This window comes from Erwinia sp. MMLR14_017 (assembly GCF_033657285.1).
Lineage (GTDB): Bacteria > Pseudomonadota > Gammaproteobacteria > Enterobacterales > Enterobacteriaceae > Erwinia.
On record NZ_JAWVWP010000006.1, the window covers coordinates 162,453 to 187,050 of the forward strand.

Annotated in this window: 27 protein-coding genes; 12 read left to right on the top strand and 15 right to left on the bottom strand. The window is 53.2% G+C overall.

The features are described from left to right. Positions 1 to 171: 171 nt before the first annotated feature. The 3 genes from SD961_RS12210 to SD961_RS12220 all read left to right on the top strand — a co-directional run bounded on the left by SD961_RS12210 (position 172) and on the right by SD961_RS12220 (position 4,666). Positions 172 to 1,710 (top strand): glucan biosynthesis protein G, encoded by a 1,539-nt coding sequence (locus tag SD961_RS12210; RefSeq protein ID WP_318790740.1) that lies wholly within the window; start codon positions 172 to 174, stop codon positions 1,708 to 1,710. Further along, positions 1,703 to 4,261: a glucans biosynthesis glucosyltransferase MdoH gene (gene mdoH, locus SD961_RS12215; protein WP_318790635.1), complete on the top strand. Its 2,559-nt coding sequence runs from the start codon at positions 1,703 to 1,705 to the stop codon at positions 4,259 to 4,261. Before SD961_RS12210 ends, mdoH begins: the two co-directional genes overlap by 8 nt. Positions 4,262 to 4,426: 165 nt before the next feature. Beyond that, positions 4,427 to 4,666 carry a YceK/YidQ family lipoprotein gene (locus SD961_RS12220; protein WP_318790636.1) on the top strand — a complete coding sequence of 80 codons (240 nt, stop codon included), beginning with the start codon at positions 4,427 to 4,429 and terminating at the stop codon, positions 4,664 to 4,666. Between the two features lie 50 nt (positions 4,667 to 4,716). Here the strand turns inward: SD961_RS12220 and SD961_RS12225 are convergent, their stop codons facing one another. From SD961_RS12225 to SD961_RS12235, 3 genes are all read right to left on the bottom strand, one after another. After that, positions 4,717 to 5,115 carry a MysB family protein gene (locus tag SD961_RS12225; protein WP_306206450.1) on the bottom strand — a complete coding sequence of 133 codons (399 nt, stop codon included), beginning with the start codon at positions 5,113 to 5,115 and terminating at the stop codon, positions 4,717 to 4,719. Between the two features lie 395 nt (positions 5,116 to 5,510). Further along, a complete protein-coding gene (locus SD961_RS12230; protein WP_318790637.1) occupies positions 5,511 to 6,431 on the bottom strand; it encodes a Kdo(2)-lipid IV(A) acyltransferase in 921 nt (306 codons plus the stop codon). A gap of 156 nt (positions 6,432 to 6,587) precedes the next feature. After that, positions 6,588 to 7,682 carry an NADH:flavin oxidoreductase/NADH oxidase gene (locus tag SD961_RS12235; RefSeq protein ID WP_318790638.1) on the bottom strand — a complete coding sequence of 365 codons (1,095 nt, stop codon included), beginning with the start codon at positions 7,680 to 7,682 and terminating at the stop codon, positions 6,588 to 6,590. Between the two features lie 215 nt (positions 7,683 to 7,897). On the opposite strand from SD961_RS12235, the gene SD961_RS12240 reads away from it, so the two are divergent. Next, a complete protein-coding gene (locus SD961_RS12240; protein WP_318790639.1) occupies positions 7,898 to 8,947 on the top strand; it encodes a rhodanese-related sulfurtransferase in 1,050 nt (349 codons plus the stop codon). 61 nt (positions 8,948 to 9,008) lie between these two features. On the opposite strand, the gene SD961_RS12245 is transcribed toward SD961_RS12240, so the two are convergent. Beyond that, on the bottom strand, positions 9,009 to 9,581 hold the full coding sequence (locus tag SD961_RS12245) for a YceI family protein (protein ID WP_318790741.1): 573 nt from the start codon (positions 9,579 to 9,581) through the stop codon (positions 9,009 to 9,011). A gap of 23 nt (positions 9,582 to 9,604) precedes the next feature. Then, positions 9,605 to 10,159, bottom strand: a complete 555-nt coding sequence (locus SD961_RS12250) for a cytochrome b (RefSeq protein WP_318790640.1) — start codon at positions 10,157 to 10,159, stop codon at positions 9,605 to 9,607. A gap of 615 nt (positions 10,160 to 10,774) precedes the next feature. Between SD961_RS12250 and proP the strand changes: the two genes are divergently transcribed. Continuing rightward, a complete protein-coding gene (proP, locus tag SD961_RS12255) occupies positions 10,775 to 12,253 on the top strand; it encodes a glycine betaine/L-proline transporter ProP (RefSeq protein WP_318790641.1) in 1,479 nt (492 codons plus the stop codon). A 55-nt stretch (positions 12,254 to 12,308) separates the two neighbouring features. Here the strand turns inward: proP and solA are convergent, their stop codons facing one another. The 7 genes from solA to grxB form a co-directional block, all read right to left on the bottom strand. Further along, positions 12,309 to 13,421 (bottom strand): N-methyl-L-tryptophan oxidase, encoded by a 1,113-nt coding sequence (gene solA / locus SD961_RS12260; RefSeq protein WP_318790642.1) that lies wholly within the window; start codon positions 13,419 to 13,421, stop codon positions 12,309 to 12,311. Between the two features lie 99 nt (positions 13,422 to 13,520). Continuing rightward, positions 13,521 to 13,775 carry a biofilm formation regulator BssS gene (bssS, locus tag SD961_RS12265; protein WP_318790643.1) on the bottom strand — a complete coding sequence of 85 codons (255 nt, stop codon included), beginning with the start codon at positions 13,773 to 13,775 and terminating at the stop codon, positions 13,521 to 13,523. 216 nt (positions 13,776 to 13,991) lie between these two features. After that, positions 13,992 to 14,267 carry a hypothetical protein gene (locus tag SD961_RS12270; RefSeq protein ID WP_318790644.1) on the bottom strand — a complete coding sequence of 92 codons (276 nt, stop codon included), beginning with the start codon at positions 14,265 to 14,267 and terminating at the stop codon, positions 13,992 to 13,994. A gap of 134 nt (positions 14,268 to 14,401) precedes the next feature. Further along, positions 14,402 to 14,647, bottom strand: a complete 246-nt coding sequence (gene dinI / locus SD961_RS12275; RefSeq protein WP_306206432.1) for a DNA damage-inducible protein I — start codon at positions 14,645 to 14,647, stop codon at positions 14,402 to 14,404. A gap of 81 nt (positions 14,648 to 14,728) precedes the next feature. Then, positions 14,729 to 15,775: a dihydroorotase gene (gene pyrC, locus SD961_RS12280; protein WP_318790645.1), complete on the bottom strand. Its 1,047-nt coding sequence runs from the start codon at positions 15,773 to 15,775 to the stop codon at positions 14,729 to 14,731. A 152-nt stretch (positions 15,776 to 15,927) separates the two neighbouring features. Further along, positions 15,928 to 16,494 (bottom strand): lipoprotein, encoded by a 567-nt coding sequence (locus tag SD961_RS12285; protein ID WP_318790646.1) that lies wholly within the window; start codon positions 16,492 to 16,494, stop codon positions 15,928 to 15,930. Positions 16,495 to 16,639: 145 nt separating this feature from the next. After that, positions 16,640 to 17,287, bottom strand: a complete 648-nt coding sequence (gene grxB, locus SD961_RS12290; RefSeq protein WP_318790647.1) for a glutaredoxin 2 — start codon at positions 17,285 to 17,287, stop codon at positions 16,640 to 16,642. Between the two features lie 275 nt (positions 17,288 to 17,562). On the opposite strand from grxB, the gene rimJ reads away from it, so the two are divergent. From rimJ to murJ, 4 genes are all read left to right on the top strand, one after another. Then, complete coding sequence (rimJ, locus tag SD961_RS12295; RefSeq protein ID WP_318790648.1) at positions 17,563 to 18,153, top strand: ribosomal protein S5-alanine N-acetyltransferase; 591 nt, start codon at positions 17,563 to 17,565, stop codon at positions 18,151 to 18,153. 4 nt (positions 18,154 to 18,157) lie between these two features. Beyond that, positions 18,158 to 18,799 (top strand): DUF480 domain-containing protein, encoded by a 642-nt coding sequence (locus SD961_RS12300; RefSeq protein WP_318790649.1) that lies wholly within the window; start codon positions 18,158 to 18,160, stop codon positions 18,797 to 18,799. Position 18,800: 1 nt separating this feature from the next. Beyond that, entirely contained in the window at positions 18,801 to 19,721 is a 921-nt protein-coding gene (locus SD961_RS12305; protein ID WP_318790650.1) for a Gfo/Idh/MocA family oxidoreductase, read from the top strand. A 108-nt stretch (positions 19,722 to 19,829) separates the two neighbouring features. Continuing rightward, a complete protein-coding gene (murJ, locus tag SD961_RS12310) occupies positions 19,830 to 21,368 on the top strand; it encodes a murein biosynthesis integral membrane protein MurJ (RefSeq protein WP_318790651.1) in 1,539 nt (512 codons plus the stop codon). Between the two features lie 67 nt (positions 21,369 to 21,435). Here the strand turns inward: murJ and flgN are convergent, their stop codons facing one another. The 3 genes from flgN to flgA all read right to left on the bottom strand — a co-directional run bounded on the left by flgN (position 21,436) and on the right by flgA (position 22,936). Next, entirely contained in the window at positions 21,436 to 21,867 is a 432-nt protein-coding gene (gene flgN, locus SD961_RS12315; RefSeq protein ID WP_318790652.1) for a flagellar export chaperone FlgN, read from the bottom strand. A 4-nt stretch (positions 21,868 to 21,871) separates the two neighbouring features. Then, complete coding sequence (gene flgM, locus SD961_RS12320; RefSeq protein ID WP_318790653.1) at positions 21,872 to 22,168, bottom strand: flagellar biosynthesis anti-sigma factor FlgM; 297 nt, start codon at positions 22,166 to 22,168, stop codon at positions 21,872 to 21,874. Positions 22,169 to 22,270: 102 nt separating this feature from the next. After that, positions 22,271 to 22,936, bottom strand: a complete 666-nt coding sequence (gene flgA, locus SD961_RS12325; RefSeq protein WP_318790654.1) for a flagellar basal body P-ring formation chaperone FlgA — start codon at positions 22,934 to 22,936, stop codon at positions 22,271 to 22,273. A gap of 156 nt (positions 22,937 to 23,092) precedes the next feature. Here flgA and flgB point away from each other — a divergent pair, with 156 nt between their 5' ends. The 3 genes from flgB to flgD are packed head-to-tail and all read left to right on the top strand — an operon-like array spanning position 23,093 to position 24,594. Then, complete coding sequence (gene flgB, locus SD961_RS12330) at positions 23,093 to 23,506, top strand: flagellar basal body rod protein FlgB (RefSeq protein ID WP_306206410.1); 414 nt, start codon at positions 23,093 to 23,095, stop codon at positions 23,504 to 23,506. A gap of 3 nt (positions 23,507 to 23,509) precedes the next feature. After that, on the top strand, positions 23,510 to 23,914 hold the full coding sequence (gene flgC / locus SD961_RS12335) for a flagellar basal body rod protein FlgC (RefSeq protein ID WP_318790655.1): 405 nt from the start codon (positions 23,510 to 23,512) through the stop codon (positions 23,912 to 23,914). A gap of 11 nt (positions 23,915 to 23,925) precedes the next feature. After that, positions 23,926 to 24,594: a flagellar hook assembly protein FlgD gene (flgD, locus tag SD961_RS12340; RefSeq protein WP_318790656.1), complete on the top strand. Its 669-nt coding sequence runs from the start codon at positions 23,926 to 23,928 to the stop codon at positions 24,592 to 24,594. The last annotated feature ends 4 nt before the right edge of the window (positions 24,595 to 24,598 follow it).

Genomic DNA, 24,598 nt, shown 5'->3' on the forward strand with positions numbered 1-24,598 from the left:
CTAATCTGTATCCGCTAAGCACTTGAGAATAGGGCGCTTACAGCAGAGAAGGCGAGGAACTAAATCATTGCCGAGCTGTCGGAATGCTGAATAATCCATTAAGATGGATAGGATTGATTTAAGCACACGAAAGGGGGGGATGTGCTGATTAAAATGAAAAATAAGCCAAAACTGATGAAATTGCGCTGGTTAGGCGTAACGGTTTTGCTGTCAATGTATGCCAGCTCAAGCTGGGCATTCAACATTGATGATGTAGCAAAGCAGGCAAAAGATTTGGCCGGGAAAGGGTATGAAGCGCCGAAAAGCAATTTGCCTTCCCAACTGCGCGAGATGAAATATGCGGATTATCAGCAGATTCAGTTCAATCGTGACAAAGCCTACTGGAGTAAGCTGAAGACCCCATTCAAGCTTGAGTTCTATCATCAAGGAATGTACTTCGACACGCCGGTGCAGATTAATGAAGTCACCGCTTCAACGGTTCGACAAATTAAATATTCACCCGATTACTTTAACTTTGGCAACGTAAAACACGATCCGGAAACGGTGAAAAACCTCGGTTTTGCCGGGTTTAAGGTGCTTTATCCACTAAACAGTAAAAATAAGAAAGATGATGAGATCACCAGCTTCCTGGGCGCGAGCTATTTCCGGGTTATTGGTGCAGGCCAGGTTTACGGTCTCTCTTCTCGTGGTCTGGCTATCGATACGGCGCTGCCGTCCGGTGAAGAGTTCCCACGCTTTAAAGAGTTCTGGATTGAACGTCCAAAACCTTCTGATAAGCATCTGGTGATCTATGCACTGCTGGACTCTCCACGGGCAACAGGGGCTTACCGCTTCCTGATTACCCCAGGTAAAGAGAGCACCGTAGACGTGCAGTCTAAAGTTTACCTGCGCGACAAAGTTGGCAAGCTCGGAGTGGCGCCGCTGACCAGTATGTTCCTGTTTGGGCCGAACCAACCTTCGCCAAACCTGAACTTCCGTCCGCAGTTACATGATTCCAACGGTCTCTCTATCCATGCCGGCAACGGCGAATGGATCTGGCGTCCGCTCAACAATCCGAAACATCTGGCGGTCAGCACCTTTACCGTCGAGAACCCGAAAGGCTTTGGGCTGCTGCAGCGCGGACGTGACTTCGACCAGTACCAGGATCTGGACGATCGTTACGATCTCCGTCCAAGTGGCTGGATTGAACCGCAGGGTAACTGGGGTAAAGGCCGCATAGAGCTGGTTGAGATCCCAACGGCCGACGAAACCAACGACAACATCGTTGCGTTCTGGACGCCGGAAAACCTGCCCGATCCTGGCAAAGAGATGAACTTTAAATATCGTCTGCACTTCACCCGCGACGAGAGCCAGCTGCATTCGCCAGATATGGCTTATGTGAAAGATACGCTGCGTTCAACGGGCGACGTGAAACAGTCTAACCTGGTCCGCCAGCCTGATGGCACCGTAGCCTTTGTGGTTGATTTTACCGGTCAGGAGATGAGTAAGCTGCCGGATACTACCCAGGTTACGCCGCAGGTCAGCATCGGTAACAACGGTGAGCTGGTGGAAAATAGCGTGCGCTATAATCCGGTCACTAAAGGCTGGCGTCTCGTTATGCGTTTACGCATTAAAGACAACAAGCAAGCTACCGAAATGCGTGCTGCGCTGATGAACGGTGATAAGACGCTGACAGAAACCTGGAGCTATCAGTTGCCTGCCAATGAATAAGCCTACTGCACTACCCACTGACTATATTGATGCGCTGCCCCTTTCCCCGGAGCGGAAAGGGGCGCTGCGTGAGACGCTGCCTGAACAGCCCGAGGAGGCGTTTGTTCAGCTGCACCATACGCTCGCGCAAGGCGCCCCTGCAGAGGCGCGTCCTGACGACGCGCCTCTGGAGTCGGTCAAATCACGTATTGAGATGAGCTGGCCAGATTCACTGGGCAACGGGGAACAGTTCGACACTGATGAACTCAACCGCACCACGCTGAAGGCGATGCCTCGTCACACCCGCTCCTCCATGTATCCGGAAGCCTGGCGCACCAACCCGGTTGCGCGCGCCTGGGATTCCGTCCGTGGCCGCAAATCTACCCATCGCTATGCCAATGCTGAAGAGCAGCGGCAGGAAGATAAGTGGCGACATGTTGGCTCGATCCGCCGCTATATATTGCTGCTGCTGACCATTGCACAGACTGTTGTAGCGACCTGGTATATGAAAACCATTCTTCCTTACCAGGGCTGGGCGCTGATCGATCCTATGGAGATGACCAATCAGAACTGGCAGCAGTCGGTATTGCAGATCCTGCCTTACGTGCTGCAAACAGGGATCCTGTTCCTGTTCGCGGTGCTGTTCTGCTGGGTTTCTGCCGGCTTCTGGACGGCGTTGATGGGCTTTCTGCAACTGATGATGGGCAAGGATAAGTACAGTATCTCTTACGGTCTGAACGGTGATGAGCCGATCAACCCGGAGCACCGTACTGCGCTGATCATGCCAATCTGTAATGAAGATGTGGAACGCGTATATGCGGGTCTGCGCGCCACCTGGGAATCGGTGGTCAGAACCGGCGAACAGCAGAATTTCGATGTCTATATCCTGAGCGACAGCTACAACGCCGATATCGCCCTGGCCGAGCAGAAAGCCTGGATGGAGCTGGTGCGTGACGTGGGCGGAGAAGGGCGCATTTTCTATCGCCGTCGCCGCCGCCGTGTGAAGCGTAAAAGCGGCAACATCGATGACTTCTGCCGCCGCTGGGGCAGCCAGTACAGCTACATGGTGGTGCTGGATGCGGACAGCGTGATGAGCGGTGAGTGTCTGACCGGTCTGGTACGCATGATGGAAGCCAACCCGAACGCCGGTATTATCCAGTCTTCGCCAAAAGCCTCAGGTATGGATACGCTCTATGCCCGGTGCCAGCAGTTTGCTACCCGCGTATATGGCCCGCTGTTTACCGCTGGTCTGCATTTCTGGCAGCTTGGGGAATCCCACTACTGGGGGCATAACGCCATTATCCGCGTTGCGCCGTTTATTGAACACTGTGCGCTGGCGCCATTGCCAGGTGAAGGCTCGTTTGCCGGTTCCATCCTCTCCCACGACTTCGTGGAAGCGGCGCTGATGCGTCGTGCGGGCTGGGGCGTGTGGATTGCTTACGATCTGCCCGGTTCGTATGAAGAGCTGCCGCCAAACCTGCTGGATGAGCTCAAGCGAGATCGCCGCTGGTGTCACGGTAACCTGATGAACTTCCGCCTGTTCCTGGTAAAAGGAATGCACCCGGTTCACCGTGCGGTATTCCTGACAGGGGTAATGTCCTATCTCTCTGCGCCGCTGTGGTTCATGTTCCTGGCGCTCTCAACCGCGCTACAGGTGGTGCACACGCTGATGGAGCCGCAGTACTTCCTGCAGCCCCGGCAGCTGTTCCCCGTCTGGCCGCAGTGGCGTCCTGAACTGGCGATAGCACTCTTCTCGACCACCATGGTTCTGCTGTTCCTGCCGAAGCTGCTCAGTATCATGCTGATCTGGTTTAAAGGTGCGAAACAGTATGGCGGCGTGATGCGTGTCACTCTGTCTCTGTTCCTGGAGATGTTGTTTTCGGTCTTGCTGGCACCGGTGCGTATGCTGTTCCATACCATTTTTGTGGTCAGCGCCTTCCTGGGCTGGGAAGTGGTCTGGAATTCACCGCAGCGTGATGATGATGCCACGCCATGGAGCGAAGCGTTCAAGCGCCACGGCTGGCAGATGGCGCTGGGTATCGTCTGGGCAGCAGGAATGGGCTGGCTTGACCTGAACTTCCTGTGGTGGCTGGCACCGATCGTCTTCTCGCTGATCCTGTCGCCTTTTGTTTCGGTCTACTCAAGCCGCTCTACAACAGGTAACGCCTCTAAACGCGCCAATCTGTTCCTGATCCCGGAAGAGTATGAGCCGCCAAAAGAGCTGATGGATACTGACCGCTATCTCGAACTGAACCGCGAGCGCGCGCTGAAGGATGGCTTTATGCACGCGGTGTTTAACCCGTCATTTAATGCCCTCGCCAGCGCGATGGCCACCTCTCGCCACCAGAAAAGTGATGTGCTGGAATTCGCCCGCGATCGTCAGGTCGATCAGGCGTTAAGTGAATCACCGGCGAAGCTGGACCGCGATCGTCGCCTGACGCTGCTCAGCGATCCGGTGATGCTCTCAAGGATGCATTACCGCTTGTGGCAGCATGCTGACAAGTATCACGACTGGTTCGATTACTATAAGTCGTTGAAAATGAATCCGCAGGCGATTCAGTCAAAACCTTAAAGGTTGAAAAGCATAAAGGCCGGGAAGCTCTCCCGGCCTTTTTTTATGTTTTTCCCGGCGGAAAGAATGACAAAAAACTGACGGAAATTTTACCTGTTTTGCCTGAACGGCAGGGCCGGGTTACTCTACAATAGCGTGTTTTTTACAGATAAAGGTATAAGGGTGATGAAGATACTATTCCGCAGCCTGCTGCTCGCCCTGAGCGTGCTGGTGCTGAGCGGTTGTGGCAGCATTATCAGCCGCACTTTTCCAGGCCAGGGGCATGGTAATCAATATTATCCCGGCGTGCAGTGGGACGTTCGTGACACGCCCTGGCGCTTTCTGACAATTATCGATCTGCCGCTGTCACTGGTTGTTGATACGCTGTTATTGCCTGTTGATGCTCAACATGGCCCTTACGAATAAGTAGCCCGGCAGAATTTACCGGGCTGACAGGCTTGCGCTATCGGGCAGGATTACTGGTAGCGATCAGAATCGCTGTTATCATCTTCCCATTCGTCCGCTGCGGCCTTGCCTTCTTCCGTATCCAGCGGCGGCTCAAGCTGAAACTCCCCTTCGTCCCACTCGTGCAGCGTATTTTCAGGTAACCACTCCTGACGCAGTTCAATTTCGTCGAAGTCATCATCAAAAATAGCCTGAGCTGCTTCGCCGCTGCGCAGAGAGAGGCACTCTCCTTCGTCACCTTCATTGGTAAAGAATTCGGCCTGCCACATGATATCGCCATCCTGCATCACATACTTCTGCAGGTTGAACTGACCAACCGAAGCATCAGCTTCTTCCACTTCCGGGTTTGCCGCAAGGTACTCTTCACGCGCGGCGTCTATGGCCTCTTCCAGCGTTGCAAACATGCTCATGGGGATTTCTCCATAACTTCATTTTCAGGTTTTAGAAGGATAGTCGAAGTTTGGTCAGGGGAAAACCTGAGAGCAAAAAAAGTTATCAGATGATTTTATCATGATGTTTCAGTAAGTTACTGATGCGGTCACGACTGGAAAAGCCGATGATCAGATTTACAGCAGACGGGGCGCAGAGGCAGATTACAGTCCGGCTTCCCGGCAAGAGAAGGTACGGGTAGAAAGGCAGCAGCGGGCTGAAGCTGGCAACGAACAAATTTTTTGCCAGTAAGGTGATGTGAGAGAGGCGTTTAGCAGACGGCATAGTTCACTCTGTAGCCTGCGGGATCATTTATCCGCCTCCTGAGCGTGACAGCAATCAGCCTGCCACTCTCAGGATACGCAGAGAATAAGAACTAATAGAGTGAGGCTTCGCCAGCCGGACGAGTTTTAAAGCGGCGATGGAGCCACATATACTGCTCGGGTGCCATCAGTACGCCATGCTCAACGACCTTATTCATGCGCGCAGCGGTGGCTGCCTCATCATCCAGCGGCATCGCCTGCTCTTCCGGCAAAATCACCATTTCATACCCTTTGCCGTGCGGCAGACGGCGCGGCACAAAAGGGATAACGGCAGGCTGACCGCTACGGATCAGCAGATAGCTGCCTTTGGTGGACGCCGCTTTTTCCACGCCGAAGAAGGGAACGAAAACGCTGCTTTTTGGGCCGTAATCATGATCGGGCGCATACCAGATAATGTCGCCATTTTTTAAGGCGCGGATCATGCCCTTCAGATCTTTGCGATCCAGCATGCTTTTATTGGAGCGCATCCGGCCCCAGGTTTGCAGCCAGTCGATAAGCGCATTGTCATTCGGGCGATAAACGCCAATGCCCGGGTTATGAATACCAAAAATGCGAGCGCCCAGCTCCAGGGTCAGAAAGTGCATGCCGATCAGCAGTACGCCTTTGCCCTCCCGATGCGCCTTTTCAATATGCTCCAGACCGCTGACATGAAACCATTTTCTGATGCGCCAGTCAGGCCAGAACCAGGCCATACCGGTTTCAATCAGGCCCATGCCGACCGATTCAAAATTACGCACTACCATCGCTTCACGTTCCGCTTCCGGCATGCTGGGGAAACAGAGTTCCAGATTACGGCGCGCTACCTCTACACGGCGCGTAATAAAATGCATGGAAAGTCGGCCAAGACCGCAGCCAAGGTGATAGAGCACGGGGTAGGGCAGCAGGACCAGCAGGTAGAGGAAACCTATACCTAACCAGGTAAACCAATAACGGGGATGCAACAACGCACGCGTAAATTGAGGCAACTGAGTCATGAGTTTCCAGTTCGAAAAAAAGGGGCATCATTATGCTGCCCGTGATTTTTTATTTATGCCCTATTGTGCCATTTTTTGGCATTGAACTGAAATAACCCGCAACAGGAGAGCTATTTTGTGACGCCGCCCGCCACAACCGGGAGAGCGGCGACCGGGCTACTGGTTAAACAGCCCTTTGACCTCATGAGGTTCGCAGCGCCAGTACTGTTCAGGAGCGTGAACTTTCGCACCCAGTTTAGCTGCCGCATGCCATGGCCAGCGCGGGTCATACAGCATTCCGCGCGCCAGAGCGACCATATCGGATTGCTTGTTGGTCAACAGCGCTTCAGCCTGTTCCGGCTCGGTAATCAATCCAACGGCGATAACAGGGATATCCACTACCTCTTTGATCGCTTCGGCGAATGGCACCTGATAGTTCGGCCCTACTGCAATTTGTTGTTCAGGCGACAGGCCGCCGCTGGAAACATGGATATAGGCACAGCCTTCCGCAGCCAGCGCTTTGCTCAGCTCAATCGACTGTTGCAGATCCCAGCCGCCCTCAACCCAGTCCGTGGCGGAAATTCTGACTCCAACGGGTTTATCAGCCGGGAATACACGGCGAACTTCGCGGAAAACTTCAAGCGTCAGACGCATTCTGTTCTCAAGCGTGCCGCCATACTCATCTTCCCGCTGGTTAGAGAGAGGGGAAAGGAACTGATGGAGCAAATAGCCGTGCGCAGCATGCACCTCGACCAGATCCAGGCCCATACGATCGGCTCGTACAGCGCTATCCACAAACGACTGCTTGATCTCTTCAATACGCGCTTTGGTCAGTGCTTCTGGCTTACCGTCTTCATCATTATAGGGCAGCGCCGAGGGAGCGGAGGTCTGCCAGCCGCCCTGTTCCGGCTTCAGGAAGCCGCCGCCACGCCATGGCACATCCGTAGAGGCTTTGCGACCGGCGTGAGCCAGCTGAATACCAACAGGCATAGGAGAGTAGTGACGCACATCCTTCAGCACGTCGCCCAGTGCCTGTTCAGTCTCATCATTCCAGAGACCTAAATCCTGCGGTGTAATCCGCCCCGCGGCTTCAACGGCAGCGGCTTCAATAATCAGTAAGCCGGCTCCCGAGAGCGCAAGATTCCCTAAATGGATGCGATGCCAGGCCGTAGCTTTACCCGCGTCTGCAGAGTACTGGCACATAGGGGCAATGGTAATACGGTTTTCAAGCGTTAACTTCCCCAACGTAATGGGCGTAAAAAGTTGGCTCATGCAATTTCTCCGGTGGGTTTATCAGACTGACGCTAAAGGCTAACTATAGGTAAAATTTTTTGTGATGTTGAACAGGGTATGCTTTTAACCGGCTGACTGGCGCTTTTTTGCCCGTAAAACAACCGCTGCGGCATAAATTTTTCGGTTTGCATCCTCTGGCAATCAGGTATGATAGCGCCCGCAAAATTTCTCTCTTGAACGCAGGAACGTACACCATGCCAGTGTTACATAACCTTGTTTCCAATGAAGAGCTGAAAGCGCGCATGCTGGCCGAAGCCGAACCGCGTACCACAGTCTCTTTCTACAAATATTTTACCCTCGACGATGCGAAAGCTTTTCGTGATGCGCTCTATGTGGCGTTGACCAAACTAAAGGTTTTTGGCCGCGTCTATGTGGCTACCGAAGGCATCAACGCCCAAATCAGCGTGCCAGCCAGCCAGTACGAAGCGATGAAAGCGATGCTCTACGCTTTCCACCCGGCGCTGAATAATCTCCGCATGAACATTGCGCTGGATGATGATGGAAAGTCGTTCTGGGTGCTGCGCCTTAAAGTGCGTGAGCGTATCGTGGCGGATGGCATTACCGATGAAACCTTTGATGCAAGCGATGTCGGGGGCTATCTGAAGGCGGGTGACGTTAATGCCATGCTGGATGACCCGGACGCGGTGTTTGTGGATATGCGCAACCACTATGAATATGAAGTGGGGCATTTCGACAACGCACTGGAGATCCCCGCCGATACTTTCCGCGATCAGCTGCCGATGGCGGTTGAGATGCTGAAAGAGGATAAAGATAAAAAAATCGTGATGTACTGCACGGGCGGTATCCGTTGTGAAAAGGCCAGCGCGTGGATGCGTCATAACGGCTTTGAAAACGTTTATCACATTGAGGGCGGTATTATTGAGTACGCACGCCGCGCTCGTGAGCAGGGTTTACCTGTGCGCTTCAGGGGGAAAAACTTTGTCTTTGATGAGCGGATGGGTGAACGTATTTCAGACGATGTTATTGCACACTGCCATCAGTGTGGCACCCCGTGCGATACCCACGTCAACTGCAAGAATGATGGCTGCCATCTGCTGTTTATTCAGTGCGACAGCTGTGCAGAAAAGTATCAGGCCTGCTGTAGCCCAATCTGCATGGAAGAGCTGGCCTTGACGCCGGAAGAGCAGCGCGCACGTCGCGCGGGCCGGGAAAATGGCAATAAGATTTTTAATAAGTCTCGCGGCAAGCTCAGCATGACGCTGAAAATTCCTTCCGGGGAATAAATAGTTCGGGCCTGTTGACTGCAACCGGCCCGAAACTCATTTTACGGCTATTTTCTCTCAGCTACTGACGGACCCCCTCAACAGAGATCATCAGCTCTACATTCTGAGAAGCTGGCCCTAAATCGGTAGTGATATTGAAATCTTTCAGGGCAATTTTCGTTTCTGCTTCAAATCCTGCACGATAGCCTCCCCACGGATCTTTGCCTTCGCCCAGTTTTTTCGCTTCCAGCGTCACGGGTTTGGTGACGCCATTCAGCGTCAGGTTGCCGGTAATATCCAGTTCATCCCCATCCTTTTTCACGCTGGTTGAGACGAAGGTCGCCTGTGGGAATTTTGCCACGTTGAGGAACTCTGCGCTGCGGAGGTGCTTATCGCGCTCAGCGTGATTGGTATCCACGCTGTTGGTATTCAGCGTAACGTTCACCTTATCTTTGGTGGGATCGGCCTCGTCAAATGTGAAGCTGCCGTCAAAATCCTTAAAGGTGCCATACAGCCAGCTGTAACCCAGGTGCTGAATGCGGAACTGCACAAAAGCGTGCTGCCCCTGTTTATCAATTTTGTATTCGGCGGCGGAAGCCGCACCACTGCTCACCAGTAAAACTGCGGCGGTCAAACCTGTCAGGCTTTTCTTCAACATAGTGTGTTCCTTTTCAGAGGTTAATCAACACGGCTACCCAGCATTCGCTTAAGCGTGCTGTCGCCGTCAATAAAATGGTGTTTCAATGCAGCTAAGCCGTGCAGCACGGAGAGGATCACCACGCTCCAGGCCAGCCAGAGATGAATATCACCGGCCAGATCGGCCTGCTCGCCAAATCCTTCCAGCGTGGCAGGCACAGACAGCAGGCCAAAAACTTCAACAGGTTTACCGTCGGCAGTAGAGATCAGATAGCCGCTGATAAAAATGGCGAACAAAATGCCATACAGCAGCAGATGGACTGCCAGGGCGCTGATACGGGTCAGGGAGGAGTAACTGCTAAGGGGAGCGGGTGGTGGCGAGAAAAAACGCCAGATTACCCGAAAGATCATCACGACAAAAAGCGTGATACCGATACTTTTATGCAGCTCCGGCGCAGGGTGATACCAGCTATCATAATAGCCCAGCGTAACCATCCAGAGGCCCAACGCAAACATGCCATAAACCGCAAGCGCTACCAGCCAGTGAAGCAGCAGGCTGACAGAGCCAAAACGAGTAGAGGTATTTTTTAACAGCATAGCTATTTTCTGCCCGGTTATTTTTTGCCAAGACTGACCGGGCCAAAACATAAAAGCAATCAATTATTACATGATGTAAGTAAATAATGCCTTTAATTCAAAATAATTGATTAAGTATAGAAATAATGAACATAATTATTGTCAGTTTTAAACATTTCATCTTATTTATCCGGTTTAAACAGTCGGTTAAGTCGAGGATGGATAAAAAATAATTTGTCGGTAAATTTGATATAAATATAAATTTTTGTCAGTGATTTGTCACTTTATGTCAGCGTTGAGCGCCGTGAATGGTTAATTTAACTCATTAAAGGGAGCAGAGAACACATAGCAGAGGAGAGGAAAGGTTTGACCAACGCGGCAAAAAGAGGATTACGCCAGATATAGCGATGAAAGGAGCGCATGCAATAAAAATTATGCGCAATAAAAGCGATAACTGTCACAAACTTGATAATTAACAGACTGTCGTATAGAGTCAGTAAGCGTAAAGAGATGTTGTTAATGTGTAAATCCCCGGATTATTTTGCTGCTTTATAGCTTTCATTCCCTTCTTTACTTCCCTCGCTGGCAACGAAAGCTATGACGCTGCTCACTACCCTCAGGCACCACGGAGAAATTATGAGCACTGATTCAGAGTCCAGCCAACCGCCAAAGAAGCATTTCTGGCGTAAAAAACAGAAAGAACTCACCGTTGATGATATCACCATTGTTGATGCTGACATGTTGAAGCGCGCCGTAGGTGCGGCTGCGTTAGGCAATGCGATGGAGTGGTTCGACTTCGGCGTTTACAGCTACCTTGCCGTCACGCTGGGGAAAGTCTTCTTCCCCGGTGGTAATGCCGCCGCGCAGTTACTGGCTACTTTCGGCGCTTTTGCGGCGGCGTTTCTGGTTCGTCCCGTCGGCGGTCTGGTCTTTGGCCCATTAGGCGACAGGATTGGTCGGCAGAAAGTGCTGGCGATCACCATGATCATGATGTCGATAGGGACATTCTGTATAGGCATCATTCCCGGCTATGACAGCATTGGGATATTTGCTCCGGTGCTGCTGCTGGTTGCTCGTCTGGTACAGGGCTTCTCTACCGGCGGTGAGTATGGCGGTGCTGCTACCTTCATTGCTGAGTATTCCACAGATAATCGTCGTGGATTTATGGGCAGCTTCCTGGAGTTTGGTACGCTGGGAGGGTATCTGCTTGGTGCCGGTCTGGTCACCATCCTGACGGCGGTGATGAGTGAAGAGACGCTGCTTGGCTGGGGCTGGCGTATTCCCTTCTTTATCGCCGCACCCTTAGGCCTGTTCGGGCTTTATGTGCGACTCAAGCTGGAAGAGACGCCTGCGTTTCAGAAGCATATGGAAAAGCAGGAAGCGCTGGAGCACAGCAAACCACGCCTGACGCTGTTCCAGATGCTGAGCAAGTACCGTGCGCAGATGCTGAAATGTATCGGCCTGGTCCTGCTGTTTAACGTCTCTAACTATATGCTGACCTCCTATATGCCGAGCTACCTGACCGGGATACTGGGCCTCAGCGAGATGAGCAGCCTGCTGTTGATTCTGGTGGTGATGTTCGTGATGATGCCGCTGACCCTGTTCTGGGGCCACTGGAACGACCGCCTGGGACGCCGTCCGGTGATTTGGGCGGGGGCAATTGGCCTTATTGTGCTGGCGGTTCCCTGCATGATGATGATTGGCTCCGGCAATATGTGGCTGGTGTTCCTTGGCCTGATCGTGCTCGGGGTGATCCACACCTGTTTCAGCGGCTCCATGCCTGCCACGCTGCCCGCTTTGTTCGCTACGGATATTCGCTACAGCGCGCTGGCGATTGGTTTCAACCTGTCGGTCTCGCTGTTTGGCGGCACCACGCCACTGATCACCACCTGGCTGGTAGCGACGACGCATAACCTGATGATGCCTGCCTATTATCTGATGGGCGCCGGGGTGATCGGAGTGATAACCGTCTTCACGTTACGTGAGACGGCCCGCAAGCCGCTGACCGGTTCTGCACCCGCGGTGGCGAATGAAGCCGAGGCGCACAAGCTGGTGAAAAAGCTACGGCTCCGTCAACAGAAGAAAGATGCCGCCGCGTTAAATAGGCCTGAATAAATTTCTGAAATAAAAAACCGGGCCAGGCCCGGTTTTTTATTTCTGCCCTTAATAATTAAAACCGTGATAGTGAGAACGGAGATAAATCAAACTCAGCCGTTTTATTTTGCGCAAAACCGGCTGCAATTTCTCCCAGCACGCTGGCAAATTTAAAACCGTGACCGCTAAGGCCGGTAATAATAAGCCGGTCTGGCGAGCCTGGCAGCGTATCGATAATAAAATCTTCATCGCTGGTATTATCATAAGTGCAGGCTTCTCCCCGCAGGCAAACGCCCACGCCCGGCAATACGTGCCGCAGGAAAGAAAAAAGCTCGCTGCCATCGTCAGCCACAGTACCAAAGGGTTTACGCTGTTCTGGAGAGGTAATGGGTTGCCCGCCATCATGCCGCCCGATTTTAATGGCGTTATTGTCCGCCGGAAAGCCATAAAAATGCGATCCGTCAGTCATCTCTACGGTAAACGCGGGGAATTTATTATTTTCGCTGTAGCGACCATCCGCCTGATGCCAGGCAAATACTTTGCGCACCGGCGTAACGGGCAGCTCAGGCAGCAATGTTTTTACCCAGGTTCCGGCACTCAGCAGAAGCTTACGGGCTTTGAAGGGGCCTTCCGGCGTCTGGACCAGCTGCAATCCGTCCTGCTCTTCAATCGCACTCACGGCACAATTAAACAGCTGCGCGCATCCCGCCTCTTCAGCCAGACGGATGTAGTGCCGGATAGCCACTTCTGATTTCAGGTAGCCGGATTGCGGCTCGAAAATGCCGGTATAGTCATCGGGAACAGTGAGTTGAGGCCAGCGAGCTTTCGCTTCAGCGCCGCTCAGCTTCTCTACGGGGAGCGCATAGGTTTCAGCGCTTTGCTCTACGTTGCGGATAAATTCAGAGGTTGCCGGAGCCAGGTTAATCACGCCGCAGCGATGCATAATTCGATCGCCACACTGTTTTTCCAGCTCGTCCCATAGCGCCTGTGCCCGAAGCACCAGCGGGACATATCGCGCCCCTTCGCCATAGGCATGGCGAATCAGACGGGTTTCCCCATGATGGCTGCCTTGAGTATGTGGCGGATGGGCGCCGTCAATCATCAGCACCTTCAGGCCAGCCTGAGTGGCATACCAGCCGGCTGCGGCGCCCACTGAACCACTTCCTACCACAATTAAGTCATAAACCATCTGCACCTGGCTCCTTTGTTGATCAGGTTAAGGGTGCAGAATAGCAAAATGTCGCGGTAATGAAAAAGGCACCACAAGGGTGCCTTCAAGCGTGAGAACTTAATGCTTCTGGTAATCTCTGTCCAGGTAATCTGTTGCTTCTATTTTGGCTATGCCAGCTTCCAGAATCGAGATGAACTGTCTGGCAACATCAGTGGTTAACCAGTACGTCTGTCCCACTTCTGCTTCGTCAGATTGCTGTTCATTAGACGTAAGCGAGTGCAGGCGGATCATCATGGCATCATACGTATCTACAGTACTGATATCCCACCCGATGAGGGGATGTGTCTGGATTACATCTTTGTTTCTGTCCATTATAACCCCCTTATTACTCGTATTAATATTGATAACGAAGTGATTTATCGAGGTTCAATGCGGCCTTTTTTTCATAGAGCAAAGTAATTATAACAGGATTTTAGCTTGACGCAGAACGAAATTTTAGCGGGCCAGGAGAAGAGAGATTGATTAAAGTTTTTAAATAAGCGTAAGCCGCACAAAAAAATAACGCACAGGGAATAAAGAAAAGTTCCGTCAGCGCTCAACGTCTGGCTGAATATTAATCACCCCGTGCCGTTTTACCAACGCCTCGGCTAAATGGGAAAAATGCTGCTGCATATTTTCATCGCGCTCCTGATTTTGCGCTTCCAGCCGCAGGCTGTGGATCAGCAACGAAGCCGCCTTCTCATCCAGACAGAAAGAGAGGTTGGCAAAGGCGCTTTCCAGTACGCTCAGGCGACGTTGCTGATCGGCAATCAGCGCCAGCAGTTCCCCAAACGTCATCGCTTCTTCAGGATTTTCACTGTTCATGGTGCCGTCCCCGCTTATAGCTGAAGTCAATCAGTCTACAACCTCAGCGCGAAATCGGCGAGTCCTGGTGACAAAAACAAAAAAGCCGGGTGGCGAAACCCGGCAAACAACGGCAAAAAGAGTGACCCGCCGGGCTAATCCGTGATGAACCAGTCGTCGGCGCTCTCCCAGGTTTCCTGCAGGATCTCGGTAATACGATCTTTGGCTTCTTTGCCACCTCCCATCACGGTGAGGTTATTGGCAGCCGCGTAGCGAACAGAGACGCTGTTAGTGACTTCAGGAAAGTGCTGGTCAATACGTTTAATGAGTTCTGACGACAGCGCATCAATAGCGCCAGCGGGCAGGGATGTGGTTTTTGCTACAGTGACTTCAATACGCATAAAAGCCTCCGGATAAGATACTGTGAATATATACAGTGTCAGATCCGAAGGCAATCAGTTTATGTTATTTTCCTGATGGATTCAGAGCGATACGGTCCAGTTCAGCGTTTCGCCGGCCAGGAACGGCGTCAGGGCGTGCTCGCCCAGCGTGATGCTTTCAGCCACTTTCCAGGGCTTGCGTACCAGTTTGATCCGGCCTTCGTTCAGTGGCAGGCCATAAAAGCGCGGGCCATTTTCAGAACAGAAGGCTTCAAAGTGCTGCAACGCATCCATCTCTTCGAAAACGGTGGCGTACGCTGGCAGTGAAGAGGGGGCATTGAACACGCCTGCACAGCCGCAGCTCGCTTCCTTTAAGTGCCGCAGGTGGGGGGCAGTATCCGTCCCCAGGAAGAAGCGATTGTTGCCGGAAGCCACGACTTTACGCAGCGCCTCCTGATGCACGTTACGCTTCAGGATCGGCAGGCAGTAGAGATGGGGACGGATACCGCCTGCCAGCATATGGTTGCGGTTAAACATCAGATGTTGCGGCGTCACGGTCGCCGCCAGCAGATGGTTACCTTCTTCCACGTAGGCTGCCGCTTCTTTGGTAGTGATATGTTCAAATACTACCTTCAGCTCAGGATAGCGCTTACGCAGCGGGTCCATCACGGTTTCAATGAAGCGAGCCTCACGGTCAAAGATATCAATCTCTGCTGAAGTCACTTCACCGTGGATCAACAGCGGCATGCCGATTTTCTGCATGCGTTCAAGCACGCTGGCGATGCTGGCAATATTGGTGACACCGTGACTGGAGTTAGTAGTGGCATGGGCCGGATAGAGTTTTGCGGCCGTAAACACCCCTGCGGTAAATCCCTTTTCCACTTCATCTGCATCCAAAGAGTCGGTGAGATAGCAGGTCATCAGCGGGGTAAAATTATGTCCCGCAGGAATAGCGGCCATAATGCGGTCACGATAGGCGACGGCTGCCGCCACGCTGGTCACCGGAGGAACCAGATTCGGCATCACAATTGCCCGACCGTTAACCTCACTGGTAAAGGGCAGCACGGTTTTCAGCATCTCATCATCACGAAGATGGATATGCCAGTCGTCTGGGCGGCGAATGAGAAGTTCCTGAGGTTGTGCTGTCATCTGAGTGCTCCGGCAGAAGTGAAATCGCTAAGGGATTTAGCCGGGTACTAAGCATAGGGATAAAGCGGCGGGAATGCACCTGGTTTGTTAACCTGGCGGTAAATGGCAGGCGTTCTCCGCCGTGGGAAAACGCCTGGTAAAGGCGCTAAGGATCAAGGATTGGTAAAGGGGATCACCAGTTCACCCGGCTTAACTTCAAGCCCTTTTGCAAATCGCTTAGCCAGCGATTCGGCTTTACTGCGGTCACTACTCAATATGTAAGCCGGTTTCTGATTAAAATAATCTTTCAGTGACTGATTAAGATAAGGCGTCAGGCTTTTTAACAGCCCCTGCATTTTTTCAGGCTGAACCTGGACGTCTGACAGCTCCATATCTCTCAGAAAAATAGCACCTTTCTCTTTATCAAACACCGGCTGGGCCTTCATTGTCAGCTTCATATCCGCCTGCTGAGGACCAAAGAGAGAACTGATATTGACCTTCGCATTCCCTGAAAGCGTCACTTTATTCGGCTCTTCACGACCAATTTTGCTGCTGAGGTCGGTCAGAACAATGTGGGCATCCACTAAACCTGCGACGCCAATCTGCTTTTCGTAATTGTTGTGTTTTGCCAGCGCCTGATTCACTTCCTGTTCGCTGATAGTGTACTGCGTTAACTGATTACAGCCGGAGAGTAAGCCCACCAGCAGAAGGGCATAAAGCCCGGAAAATACTTTGTTCATCGTGTTCCTCTTATCATCTTCCGTCAGTAACCCTTCTGACGGGAGGCAATAGAGTGCACGACTCTGCTCTGAGAGTCACCAGGATAACCGGGAAAGGGAGTCATACGGGACGAAATAAAACCGGGCCGCTGCGGCCCGGAGAGGATCAGACGGCAATCGAGGACAATAAATTGATTTGCGTCTGTTTGGCCATATTGTCGCGGTAATCGGCAACGCGGCTGGGATAGTCGATGCCGGAGATCAGCGTCAGGGAGCGCAGCACCGGGAACAGATGAATATCATCCAGCGACAATTCACCATTTACGGCATTGGGTTTCACGATAAGTTTATCCAGCTTACGCAGGTCATCATTCACATTCTTGATGTAACCTTCCGCATGCAGCTTAAGCTCGTCAAAACTGCCTGCATTGGCTTCTTTCTTATCTTTAAAGTAGCGTCGGGCTTCCGGCGTGGCGAACTCAGCAAACGAGGCCTGAGCGATGCGGGGAAGCAGCAGCTTATTAAGATAACCGTTGATGTGGCGCAGCCAGTCAGAAATGGCCGGGTTAGTTCTGCCGGTTAACAGCGGTTTGCGATCTGATTTATCGACATAGTTCACGATCTCCAGACTTTCAGGCATACAGCTGCCATCATCTTTCATCAAAATGGGCGCCATTTTCTGGCCAATTAACTTTTTGGGGGTCGCTTCATCATCATTCAGCATGACCACCAGTTCGACTGGCAGATCCTTCAAGCCGAAGATCATACGGGCTTTAACGCAGAACGGGCAGTGATCGTAGATATAGAGTTTCAAGAACGCCTCCTTAAAGCGCTGAGCGTGAACGGTGTCACCCTCAATCTTTTTGAATGCATAAATAAGTATGGAAGAGATCGCTCAACAGGGCAACCGCAGCGGGAAAACGTAGATGCGTGCCATTTATGATATTTTTAAACGCACTGTTTTACCCGTCGGGGTACAGGCGGTTATAGTGGTTTATAAGCGCCTGTTGACGAACATTAACCGGGAGTCGCTCCGTTAGCGTCAACGCGCATCCGTTTTACTCTTTGTCGGCCAACACAGGAGAGAAGATGTTTGGCTACCGCTCCGCTGTCCCGAAAATCCGCCTGACTACTGACAGGCTGGTAGTTCGCCTTGTCCATGAACGCGACGCCTGGCGTCTGGCTGACTACTACGGCGAAAACCGCCTTTTTCTTAAACCCTGGGAACCGATCCGCGATGAGAGTCACTGCTATCCCTCCGGCTGGCAGGCGCGTCTGGGGCTGATCGCAGAGATGCATAAACAGGGGAATGCCTTCTATTTCGCGGTGATGGACCCTGATGAAAATGAGATCCGTGGCGTAGCGAATTTCAGTAACGTGGTGCGCGGATCCTTTCACGCCTGCTATCTGGGCTACTCGCTGGGTGAAAAGTGGCAGGGGCAGGGCATGATGTTTGAAGCCCTGCAGTCAGCTATTCGTTATATGCAGCGCCAGCAGCGCATCCATCGCATCATGGCTAATTACATGCCGCATAACCAACGAAGCGGCAATTTACTGGCCCGCCTGGGGTTTGAAAAAGAGGGCTATGCCAAAGAGTATTTGCTGATTGATGGTCGCTGGCAGGATCATGTCCTGACCGCGCTTACTGCTAAAGAATGGATACCGGAGCGTCGCGCATAACCTGATGAAAATTCTTCTTTCGGCCCTTGAGGCCCGCACTGTTGGCTGCCTGCTGGAAAAGCAGGTCACCACTCCCGAACAGTACCCGATGTCGCTGAACGGTGTGGTAACAGCCTGTAATCAAAAGTCGAACCGTGAACCGGTACTGTCGCTGAGCGACTCTGCGGTCCAGAATACGCTTGATGCACTGGTAAAAAAGCATCTGGTAACGTCGCAGAGTGGGTTTGGCAACCGCGTGGTGAAATATGAGCATCGCTTCTGCAACACCGAATTCGGCCAGCTCAGATTTTCAGCGGGCGAACTGGCGTTAATAACCACGCTGTTGCTGCGGGGCGCGCAAACGCCCGGTGAACTGCGGACCCGCAGCACACGTCTGCATGAATTTGCCGACATGAATGAAGTGGAGCAGGCGCTGGAAACGCTCGCTTCGCGGGAAGATGGACCCTTTGTGGTGCGGCTGGCGCGTGAGTCGGGCAAGCGGGAAAGCCGCTATATGCACCTTTTCAGTGGAGAGGTGGATGAAGCCGCTTCGCCCGTGGCTGAGAGCACGCAGGAGAGTGATGATTTATCAGCGCGCGTGGCTGAACTGGAACGTGAAATGGCGCAAATCAAACAACAACTGGCCCAGCTGAGCGGGAGCGTCTGAGATGGTATTACGCATTGGTATCGTTGGGCTGGGCAGCATCGCACAGAAAGCATGGCTGCCCGTGGTGACCCGCACGGAGGGCTGGCAAATCGCCGGTGCATTCTCCCCTAATCAGCAAAAAGCGCGGGTCATTTGCGACAGCTATCGTATCCCGCTCTTCTCCAGCGTGGCGGAGCTTGCCGCTGCGAGCGATGCGGTATTTGTTCACACTTCCACCGCCAGCCATTTCGCCATTGTGAAAGAGCTGCTGCTGGCTGGTGTGGATGTCTGCGTGGATAAACCGCTGGCTGCCCGCCTGAGCGAGGCTGAACAGCTGGTTGAGCTGGCGCACAAGCTGGGACGCAAGCTGATGGTGGCCTTTAACCGGCGATTTGCTCCGCGCTATCTTCAGTTGAAAGCGGAGCTTGGCCGCCTCGCTTCTCTGCGAATGGATAAGCATCGCAGTGACAGCGTCGGGCCTCACGATCTCTTCTTTACGCTGCTGGATGATTATCTGCATGTGGTGGACACTGCGCTGTGGCTGAGCGGCGGTTATGACAGCCTGCAAAGCGGCACACTACTGACCAATGACTCAGGGGAGATGCTCTACGCCGAACACCATTTCTGCCGGGGAGAAATACAGATCACCACCAGCATGCATCGCCGTGCGGGTAGCCAGCGGGAATCCGTTTGCGCCGTGACGGAGGGCCGTCTTTTGCAGGTGAATGATATGCGTGACTATCAACAGGAATCTGCCGGTAAACTGATTGTGGACCCGCTCCCCGGCTGGCAAACCACGCTGGAACAGCGAGGCTTTGCCGGTGCCGCTCACCATTTTATTGCCTGTGTGCAAAATCAGACAATGCCGCAAACCTCGGGAGAGCAGGCGCTGTTGGCACAGCGCGTAGTGGAGAAACTCTGGCGGGATATCGAGCGTGAATAATCGGCTATAACAAACGAATCTGGTTATTTCATTCTATATCAGTAGACTATGCCCACCCTGGCGGCCCTCTGGTGCCGCCACTTTACCGCCAGAACAGTCAGGAAGAACATGAACCTGTTGAAATCGTTGGCAGCGGTCAGCTCTATGACCCTGTTTTCGCGCGTGCTGGGATTTGCCCGCGATGCCATTGTGGCAAGAGTTTTTGGGGCCGGGATGGCAACGGACGCCTTCTTTGTCGCTTTTAAACTGCCTAATTTGCTGCGCCGTATCTTTGCTGAAGGGGCGTTTTCTCAGGCTTTTGTGCCGATCCTCGCCGAATATAAAAGCAAGCAGGGCGAAGAGGCGACAAAAGTGTTTGTCGCTTACGTTTCCGGTCTGCTGACGCTGGCGCTGGCGATTATCACCATTCTGGGCATGTTAGCTGCGCCCTGGGTGATTATGATTACGGCTCCCGGCTTTGCGGATACCGCCGATAAATTTGCGCTTACCTCTGCGCTTTTACGCGTGACCTTCCCCTATATTTTCCTGATCTCGCTCGCCTCGCTGGCTGGGGCCATTCTCAATACCTGGAACCGCTTCTCCGTTCCGGCATTTGCGCCAACGCTGCTTAACGTCAGTATGATTGGCTTTGCGCTGTTTGCCGCTCCCCATTTTCATCCGCCGGTAATGGCGCTGGCGTGGGCGGTAGTGGCGGGTGGCGTACTGCAACTCGGCTATCAGCTTCCCCATCTGAAAAAGATTGGCATGCTGGTACTGCCCAGGCTGAACCTGAAAGACGCAGGCGTCTGGCGGGTCATGCGGCAAATGGGGCCGGCGATCCTCGGCGTCTCGGTCAGCCAGATATCATTGATTATCAATACCATTTTCGCCTCTTTCCTGGTCTCCGGTTCGGTTTCCTGGATGTATTATGCTGACCGCCTGATGGAGTTTCCCTCCGGCGTGCTCGGCGTGGCGTTAGGCACCATTCTGCTGCCTTCGCTGGCAAAAAGCTTTTCCAGCGGCAACCATGATGAGTATTCCCGCCTGATGGACTGGGGACTGCGCCTCTGCTTCCTGCTGGCGCTGCCGTGCGCCGTCGCGCTGGGGATTCTGGCTAAACCGCTGACCGTGGCGCTTTTCCAGTATGGTAAATTCAATGCGTTTGACGCGGCGATGACGCAGCGCGCGCTGGTGGCTTACTCAGTGGGGCTGATGGGCATCATTGTGGTGAAAGTGCTGGCGCCAGGATTCTACTCCCGTCAGGACATTAAAACGCCGGTCAGGATCGCCATCGTCACGCTGGTGATGACGCAGCTGATGAACCTGGCCTTTATTGGGCCACTGAAACATGCCGGGCTGTCGCTCTCAATCGGGCTTGGTGCCTGTCTTAATGCCGCACTGCTCTATTGGCAGCTGCGTAAACAGCAGATTTTCCATCCGCAGCCTGGCTGGAGCGCATTTCTCGTGCGGCTGTTTATCGCCGTTGCGGTAATGGCCGCTGCGCTGGTGGGGATGCTACAGGTTATGCCTGACTGGGCTACGGGCAATATGGTCTGGCGTCTGCTGCGTCTGGCGGCTGTTTGTGCGGTTGGCGGCGGCGTGTTCTTTGCCGTACTGGCAGCGCTGGGCTTCCGGGTGAAGGACTTCGCCCGCAAAACGCTGGCGTGATCGGGTAAAGCCCCAGGGCGCAGAGCGCATTGGGGCTTACTGAAGCTGGATCTGGGGCGAGCGGAGCTTAAGCTTTACGGCTGATAAAACTGCTGGTGGTTGCCTGGCCATCCGGGCCATAAAACTTCTGCGTCTGATGCGGCTTCAACACTTCCAGCGCCTGCTCGGTAAAGCCGATTTGGTGATTCAGCAGCAATCCATTATGTAAATTGGTATCGCGCAGCTTCACGGTCTGCTCCTGGATAGCGGCCCAGCGACGAGCCATATCAGGATTGAGGCTGTAGGGCGCGTGCAACCCCGCCTCTTTTTCTGCATCGCGGCGCATCTGCTCAATAAAATTGAGCGTGGCCAGCAGCGAACTTTTATCTTCGGTAATGCGTTGCAGTAAGCTGCTGTTAATCTGACCGCCTGAGAGCTGTTGTTGCTCCGCCGTCATCACGTCGGCCAGACTGTTCAGCACTTCCAACATTTTATTAAGCGCGGTCAGCAGCTTTTGCATTTACTTAGTTACCTTCTAAAGAATCTTTGGCCTGCTGGATCAGAGCATCGGCGATTTTGCCGGTATCCATCTTCAGCTCGCCATTACGAATGGCTGTTTTTAACTCTTCAACACGAGCGGTGTTGATATCTTGTGAGCTGGCTTTAGTCAGCTGCGACTGCGCGCCGCTCAGGACTACCTGCGTACCGGCCTGCGTGGTTTTGCTTTCTGCCGGGCGCGCTTTAGGGGCAGCGGTTTCGCCGGTGTCGCGAGTCTGTACGGTGCTGGCCGGGTTCAGCGGTTGAGTTCTGTCAATGCTCATAATCTGGCTCCTGTATGCTCAGGCGTTATTACGGCCTGATAAGCTAAGTGTACTATGTCTGTTATTAACACTATCGGCAGAACTGAACCCTTCTTTAGTGTTTTATAGCGTTATAAGAATTATCCCATCCGCCCCGACTTTTCCACTGACAATCTGACCAGAGCTCATCCTCACCCGAACCAACTGGGCCGTCGTGGCATTGTTCATCGCCCGGCCTTCGCTGCTGACGCTAAATCCGCCGCCGCTGGCGGTGACGGTCACGTTCTGTCCCGCTTTCACCCGCCAGGGCTGCCGCACCATCATCAACGTAATGGGTTGACCTGGAACGATATCTCTTAGCGTTACCGCATCGGTAATTTGCTCTGCCGACATCACCGTTCTCGCTGGCAGGGTATCAAGCCTGCCGTGCTGAATTTTTATATCCTCTGCCGTTATCGTGCCGCCGCGCATCACCGGTCGGGCCGCCACGATGTAATCACCGGTGACCTGCACCTGAACCTGGATGTAGCGACGGTTCTGGTCGCAGTTGGCCGCCACGCTCATGTTTCCCCAGATGCGGCTGTTGCCGGGCAGCGAGAATTGCGGCGCCTCGCACTCGGGCCACTGCGATTGCGGGGTTTTCACCACCACGGAAAGAGTATCGGCGCTCTGGCCGGTTTCTCCATAGCGGGACTGGAAAAACTGATTGAGCTGAGCTGTGAGATCGGCCGCGCTGGCAGAGAGACTCAGCAGAGCCAGCAGGCTGACTAAAACAACAATGTGCCGCATCGGGATTCTCCCATAAATCAAACTGGCCCTGATTCTACTCCTGGTGCGTTCAGGTCAAGGCGCAAAATAGCAACAAAATTTAGCGCTATTCAGACGATGACTATTGCGCGCCCCGATTATGCTGTCAGCTCTGAATTTTCATTTTGCGGAGGAAGCATGCTCGACAAACTGGACGCGGCACTACGGTTTAATACCGAAGCTTTAAACCTGCGTGCCCAGCGGCAGGAGATCCTGGCATCCAATATCGCCAATGCTGATACGCCAGGCTACCAGGCTCGCGATATCGATTTCGCCAGTCAGCTGAATAAGGTGATGGAGCAGGGGCGGGCGGAAGGATCGGGACTGTCGCTGGCGGTGACGTCAGCACGCCATATTCCCGCGGAAACGCTGCAGCCAGCGTCCATCGACCTGATGTACCGGATCCCGGATCAGCCAGCGATGGACGGTAACACGGTCGATATGGACCGTGAACGTACGCAATTTGCGGACAACAGCCTGAAATACCAGACCGATCTGACGCTTATCAGCAGTCAGATCAAGGGCATGATGTCCGTGCTACAGGGGCAATAATTTATGGCTTTACTGAATATTTTTGATATCGCCGGATCGGCAATGAACGCCCAGTCTCAGCGTCTGAACGTCAGCGCCAGTAACCTGGCCAACGCCGACAGCGTAACCGGGCCAGATGGTCAGCCTTACGTCGCCAAACAGGTTGTCTTTCAGACCAATGCCCTGCCGGGTTCACCGACCGGTGGTGTGCGTGTGGCGCAGGTCATTGACGACCCTACGCCAGCCAAATTGGTCTACGAGCCGGGCAATCCCATGGCCGATGCCAAAGGCTACGTGAAAATGCCTAACGTTGATGTCGTAGGGGAAACGGTTAACACCATGTCCGCGTCGCGCAGCTATCAGGCCAACGTGGAAGTGTTGAACACCGTGAAACAGATGATGATGAAAACCCTGACGATGGGTCAATAAGGAGCAGGCTGATGGGCATTGCAGTAGGCATTAACGAGAAACTAGATAACTCATCCATTGCGGCTTCGTCGACAACAGATACCTCGGCTGCGGATCTGCAGAATAACTTCCTGACGCTGTTAGTCACGCAGTTACAAAACCAGGACCCGACCAATCCAATGGATAACAGCCAGCTCACCACCCAGCTGGCGCAGATCAATACCCTGAGCGGCATTGAGAAACTGAACACCACGCTGGGATCGATTTCCGGCCAGATCAACAGCGGACAGTCTTTGCAGGCGACCACGCTGATTGGTCATGGTGTGATGGTGGACGGTTCACAGGTTCTGGTAGGTAGCGGGCAGACTACACCGTTTGGCGTCAGCCTGGAGCAGGCGTCTACTGCGACTACCGCAACAATCACAGATTCAACCGGCAAGGTGGTGCAAACCATCAATCTTGGCGGACTGAGCGCCGGTGTGCATACCTTCTCCTGGGATGGCAGCACCACCGATGGCACTACCGCCGCTGACGGTAAATACAGCGTTTCTCTGAGCGCCAGCAACGCAACCGGACAACTGGTTACGCAGCCGCTGAATTATGCGCTGGTTAATGGGGTGACTAACGACACGAGCGGTGCCGTTTTAGACCTCGGCACGATGGGTAGCACCACCCTCGCAAATGTTCGTCAGATTATTTAACACC

Excerpts from the sequence above, each read along its gene's own strand:
- mdoH (WP_318790635.1), top strand. The coding sequence starts at position 1,703 with ATGAATAAGCCTACTGCACTACCCACTGACTATATTGATGCGCTGCCC.
- SD961_RS12220 (WP_318790636.1), top strand. The coding sequence starts at position 4,427 with ATGAAGATACTATTCCGCAGCCTGCTGCTCGCCCTGAGCGTGCTGGTG.
- SD961_RS12225 (WP_306206450.1), bottom strand. The coding sequence starts at position 5,115 with ATGAGCATGTTTGCAACGCTGGAAGAGGCCATAGACGCCGCGCGTGAA.
- SD961_RS12230 (WP_318790637.1), bottom strand. The coding sequence starts at position 6,431 with ATGACTCAGTTGCCTCAATTTACGCGTGCGTTGTTGCATCCCCGTTAT.
- SD961_RS12235 (WP_318790638.1), bottom strand. The coding sequence starts at position 7,682 with ATGAGCCAACTTTTTACGCCCATTACGTTGGGGAAGTTAACGCTTGAA.
- SD961_RS12240 (WP_318790639.1), top strand. The coding sequence starts at position 7,898 with ATGCCAGTGTTACATAACCTTGTTTCCAATGAAGAGCTGAAAGCGCGC.
- SD961_RS12250 (WP_318790640.1), bottom strand. The coding sequence starts at position 10,159 with ATGCTGTTAAAAAATACCTCTACTCGTTTTGGCTCTGTCAGCCTGCTG.
- proP (WP_318790641.1), top strand. The coding sequence starts at position 10,775 with ATGAGCACTGATTCAGAGTCCAGCCAACCGCCAAAGAAGCATTTCTGG.
- solA (WP_318790642.1), bottom strand. The coding sequence starts at position 13,421 with ATGGTTTATGACTTAATTGTGGTAGGAAGTGGTTCAGTGGGCGCCGCA.
- bssS (WP_318790643.1), bottom strand. The coding sequence starts at position 13,775 with ATGGACAGAAACAAAGATGTAATCCAGACACATCCCCTCATCGGGTGG.
- SD961_RS12270 (WP_318790644.1), bottom strand. The coding sequence starts at position 14,267 with ATGAACAGTGAAAATCCTGAAGAAGCGATGACGTTTGGGGAACTGCTG.
- dinI (WP_306206432.1), bottom strand. The coding sequence starts at position 14,647 with ATGCGTATTGAAGTCACTGTAGCAAAAACCACATCCCTGCCCGCTGGC.
- pyrC (WP_318790645.1), bottom strand. The coding sequence starts at position 15,775 with ATGACAGCACAACCTCAGGAACTTCTCATTCGCCGCCCAGACGACTGG.
- SD961_RS12285 (WP_318790646.1), bottom strand. The coding sequence starts at position 16,494 with ATGAACAAAGTATTTTCCGGGCTTTATGCCCTTCTGCTGGTGGGCTTA.
- rimJ (WP_318790648.1), top strand. The coding sequence starts at position 17,563 with ATGTTTGGCTACCGCTCCGCTGTCCCGAAAATCCGCCTGACTACTGAC.
- SD961_RS12300 (WP_318790649.1), top strand. The coding sequence starts at position 18,158 with ATGAAAATTCTTCTTTCGGCCCTTGAGGCCCGCACTGTTGGCTGCCTG.
- SD961_RS12305 (WP_318790650.1), top strand. The coding sequence starts at position 18,801 with ATGGTATTACGCATTGGTATCGTTGGGCTGGGCAGCATCGCACAGAAA.
- murJ (WP_318790651.1), top strand. The coding sequence starts at position 19,830 with ATGAACCTGTTGAAATCGTTGGCAGCGGTCAGCTCTATGACCCTGTTT.
- flgN (WP_318790652.1), bottom strand. The coding sequence starts at position 21,867 with ATGCAAAAGCTGCTGACCGCGCTTAATAAAATGTTGGAAGTGCTGAAC.
- flgM (WP_318790653.1), bottom strand. The coding sequence starts at position 22,168 with ATGAGCATTGACAGAACTCAACCGCTGAACCCGGCCAGCACCGTACAG.
- flgA (WP_318790654.1), bottom strand. The coding sequence starts at position 22,936 with ATGCGGCACATTGTTGTTTTAGTCAGCCTGCTGGCTCTGCTGAGTCTC.
- flgB (WP_306206410.1), top strand. The coding sequence starts at position 23,093 with ATGCTCGACAAACTGGACGCGGCACTACGGTTTAATACCGAAGCTTTA.
- flgC (WP_318790655.1), top strand. The coding sequence starts at position 23,510 with ATGGCTTTACTGAATATTTTTGATATCGCCGGATCGGCAATGAACGCC.
- flgD (WP_318790656.1), top strand. The coding sequence starts at position 23,926 with ATGGGCATTGCAGTAGGCATTAACGAGAAACTAGATAACTCATCCATT.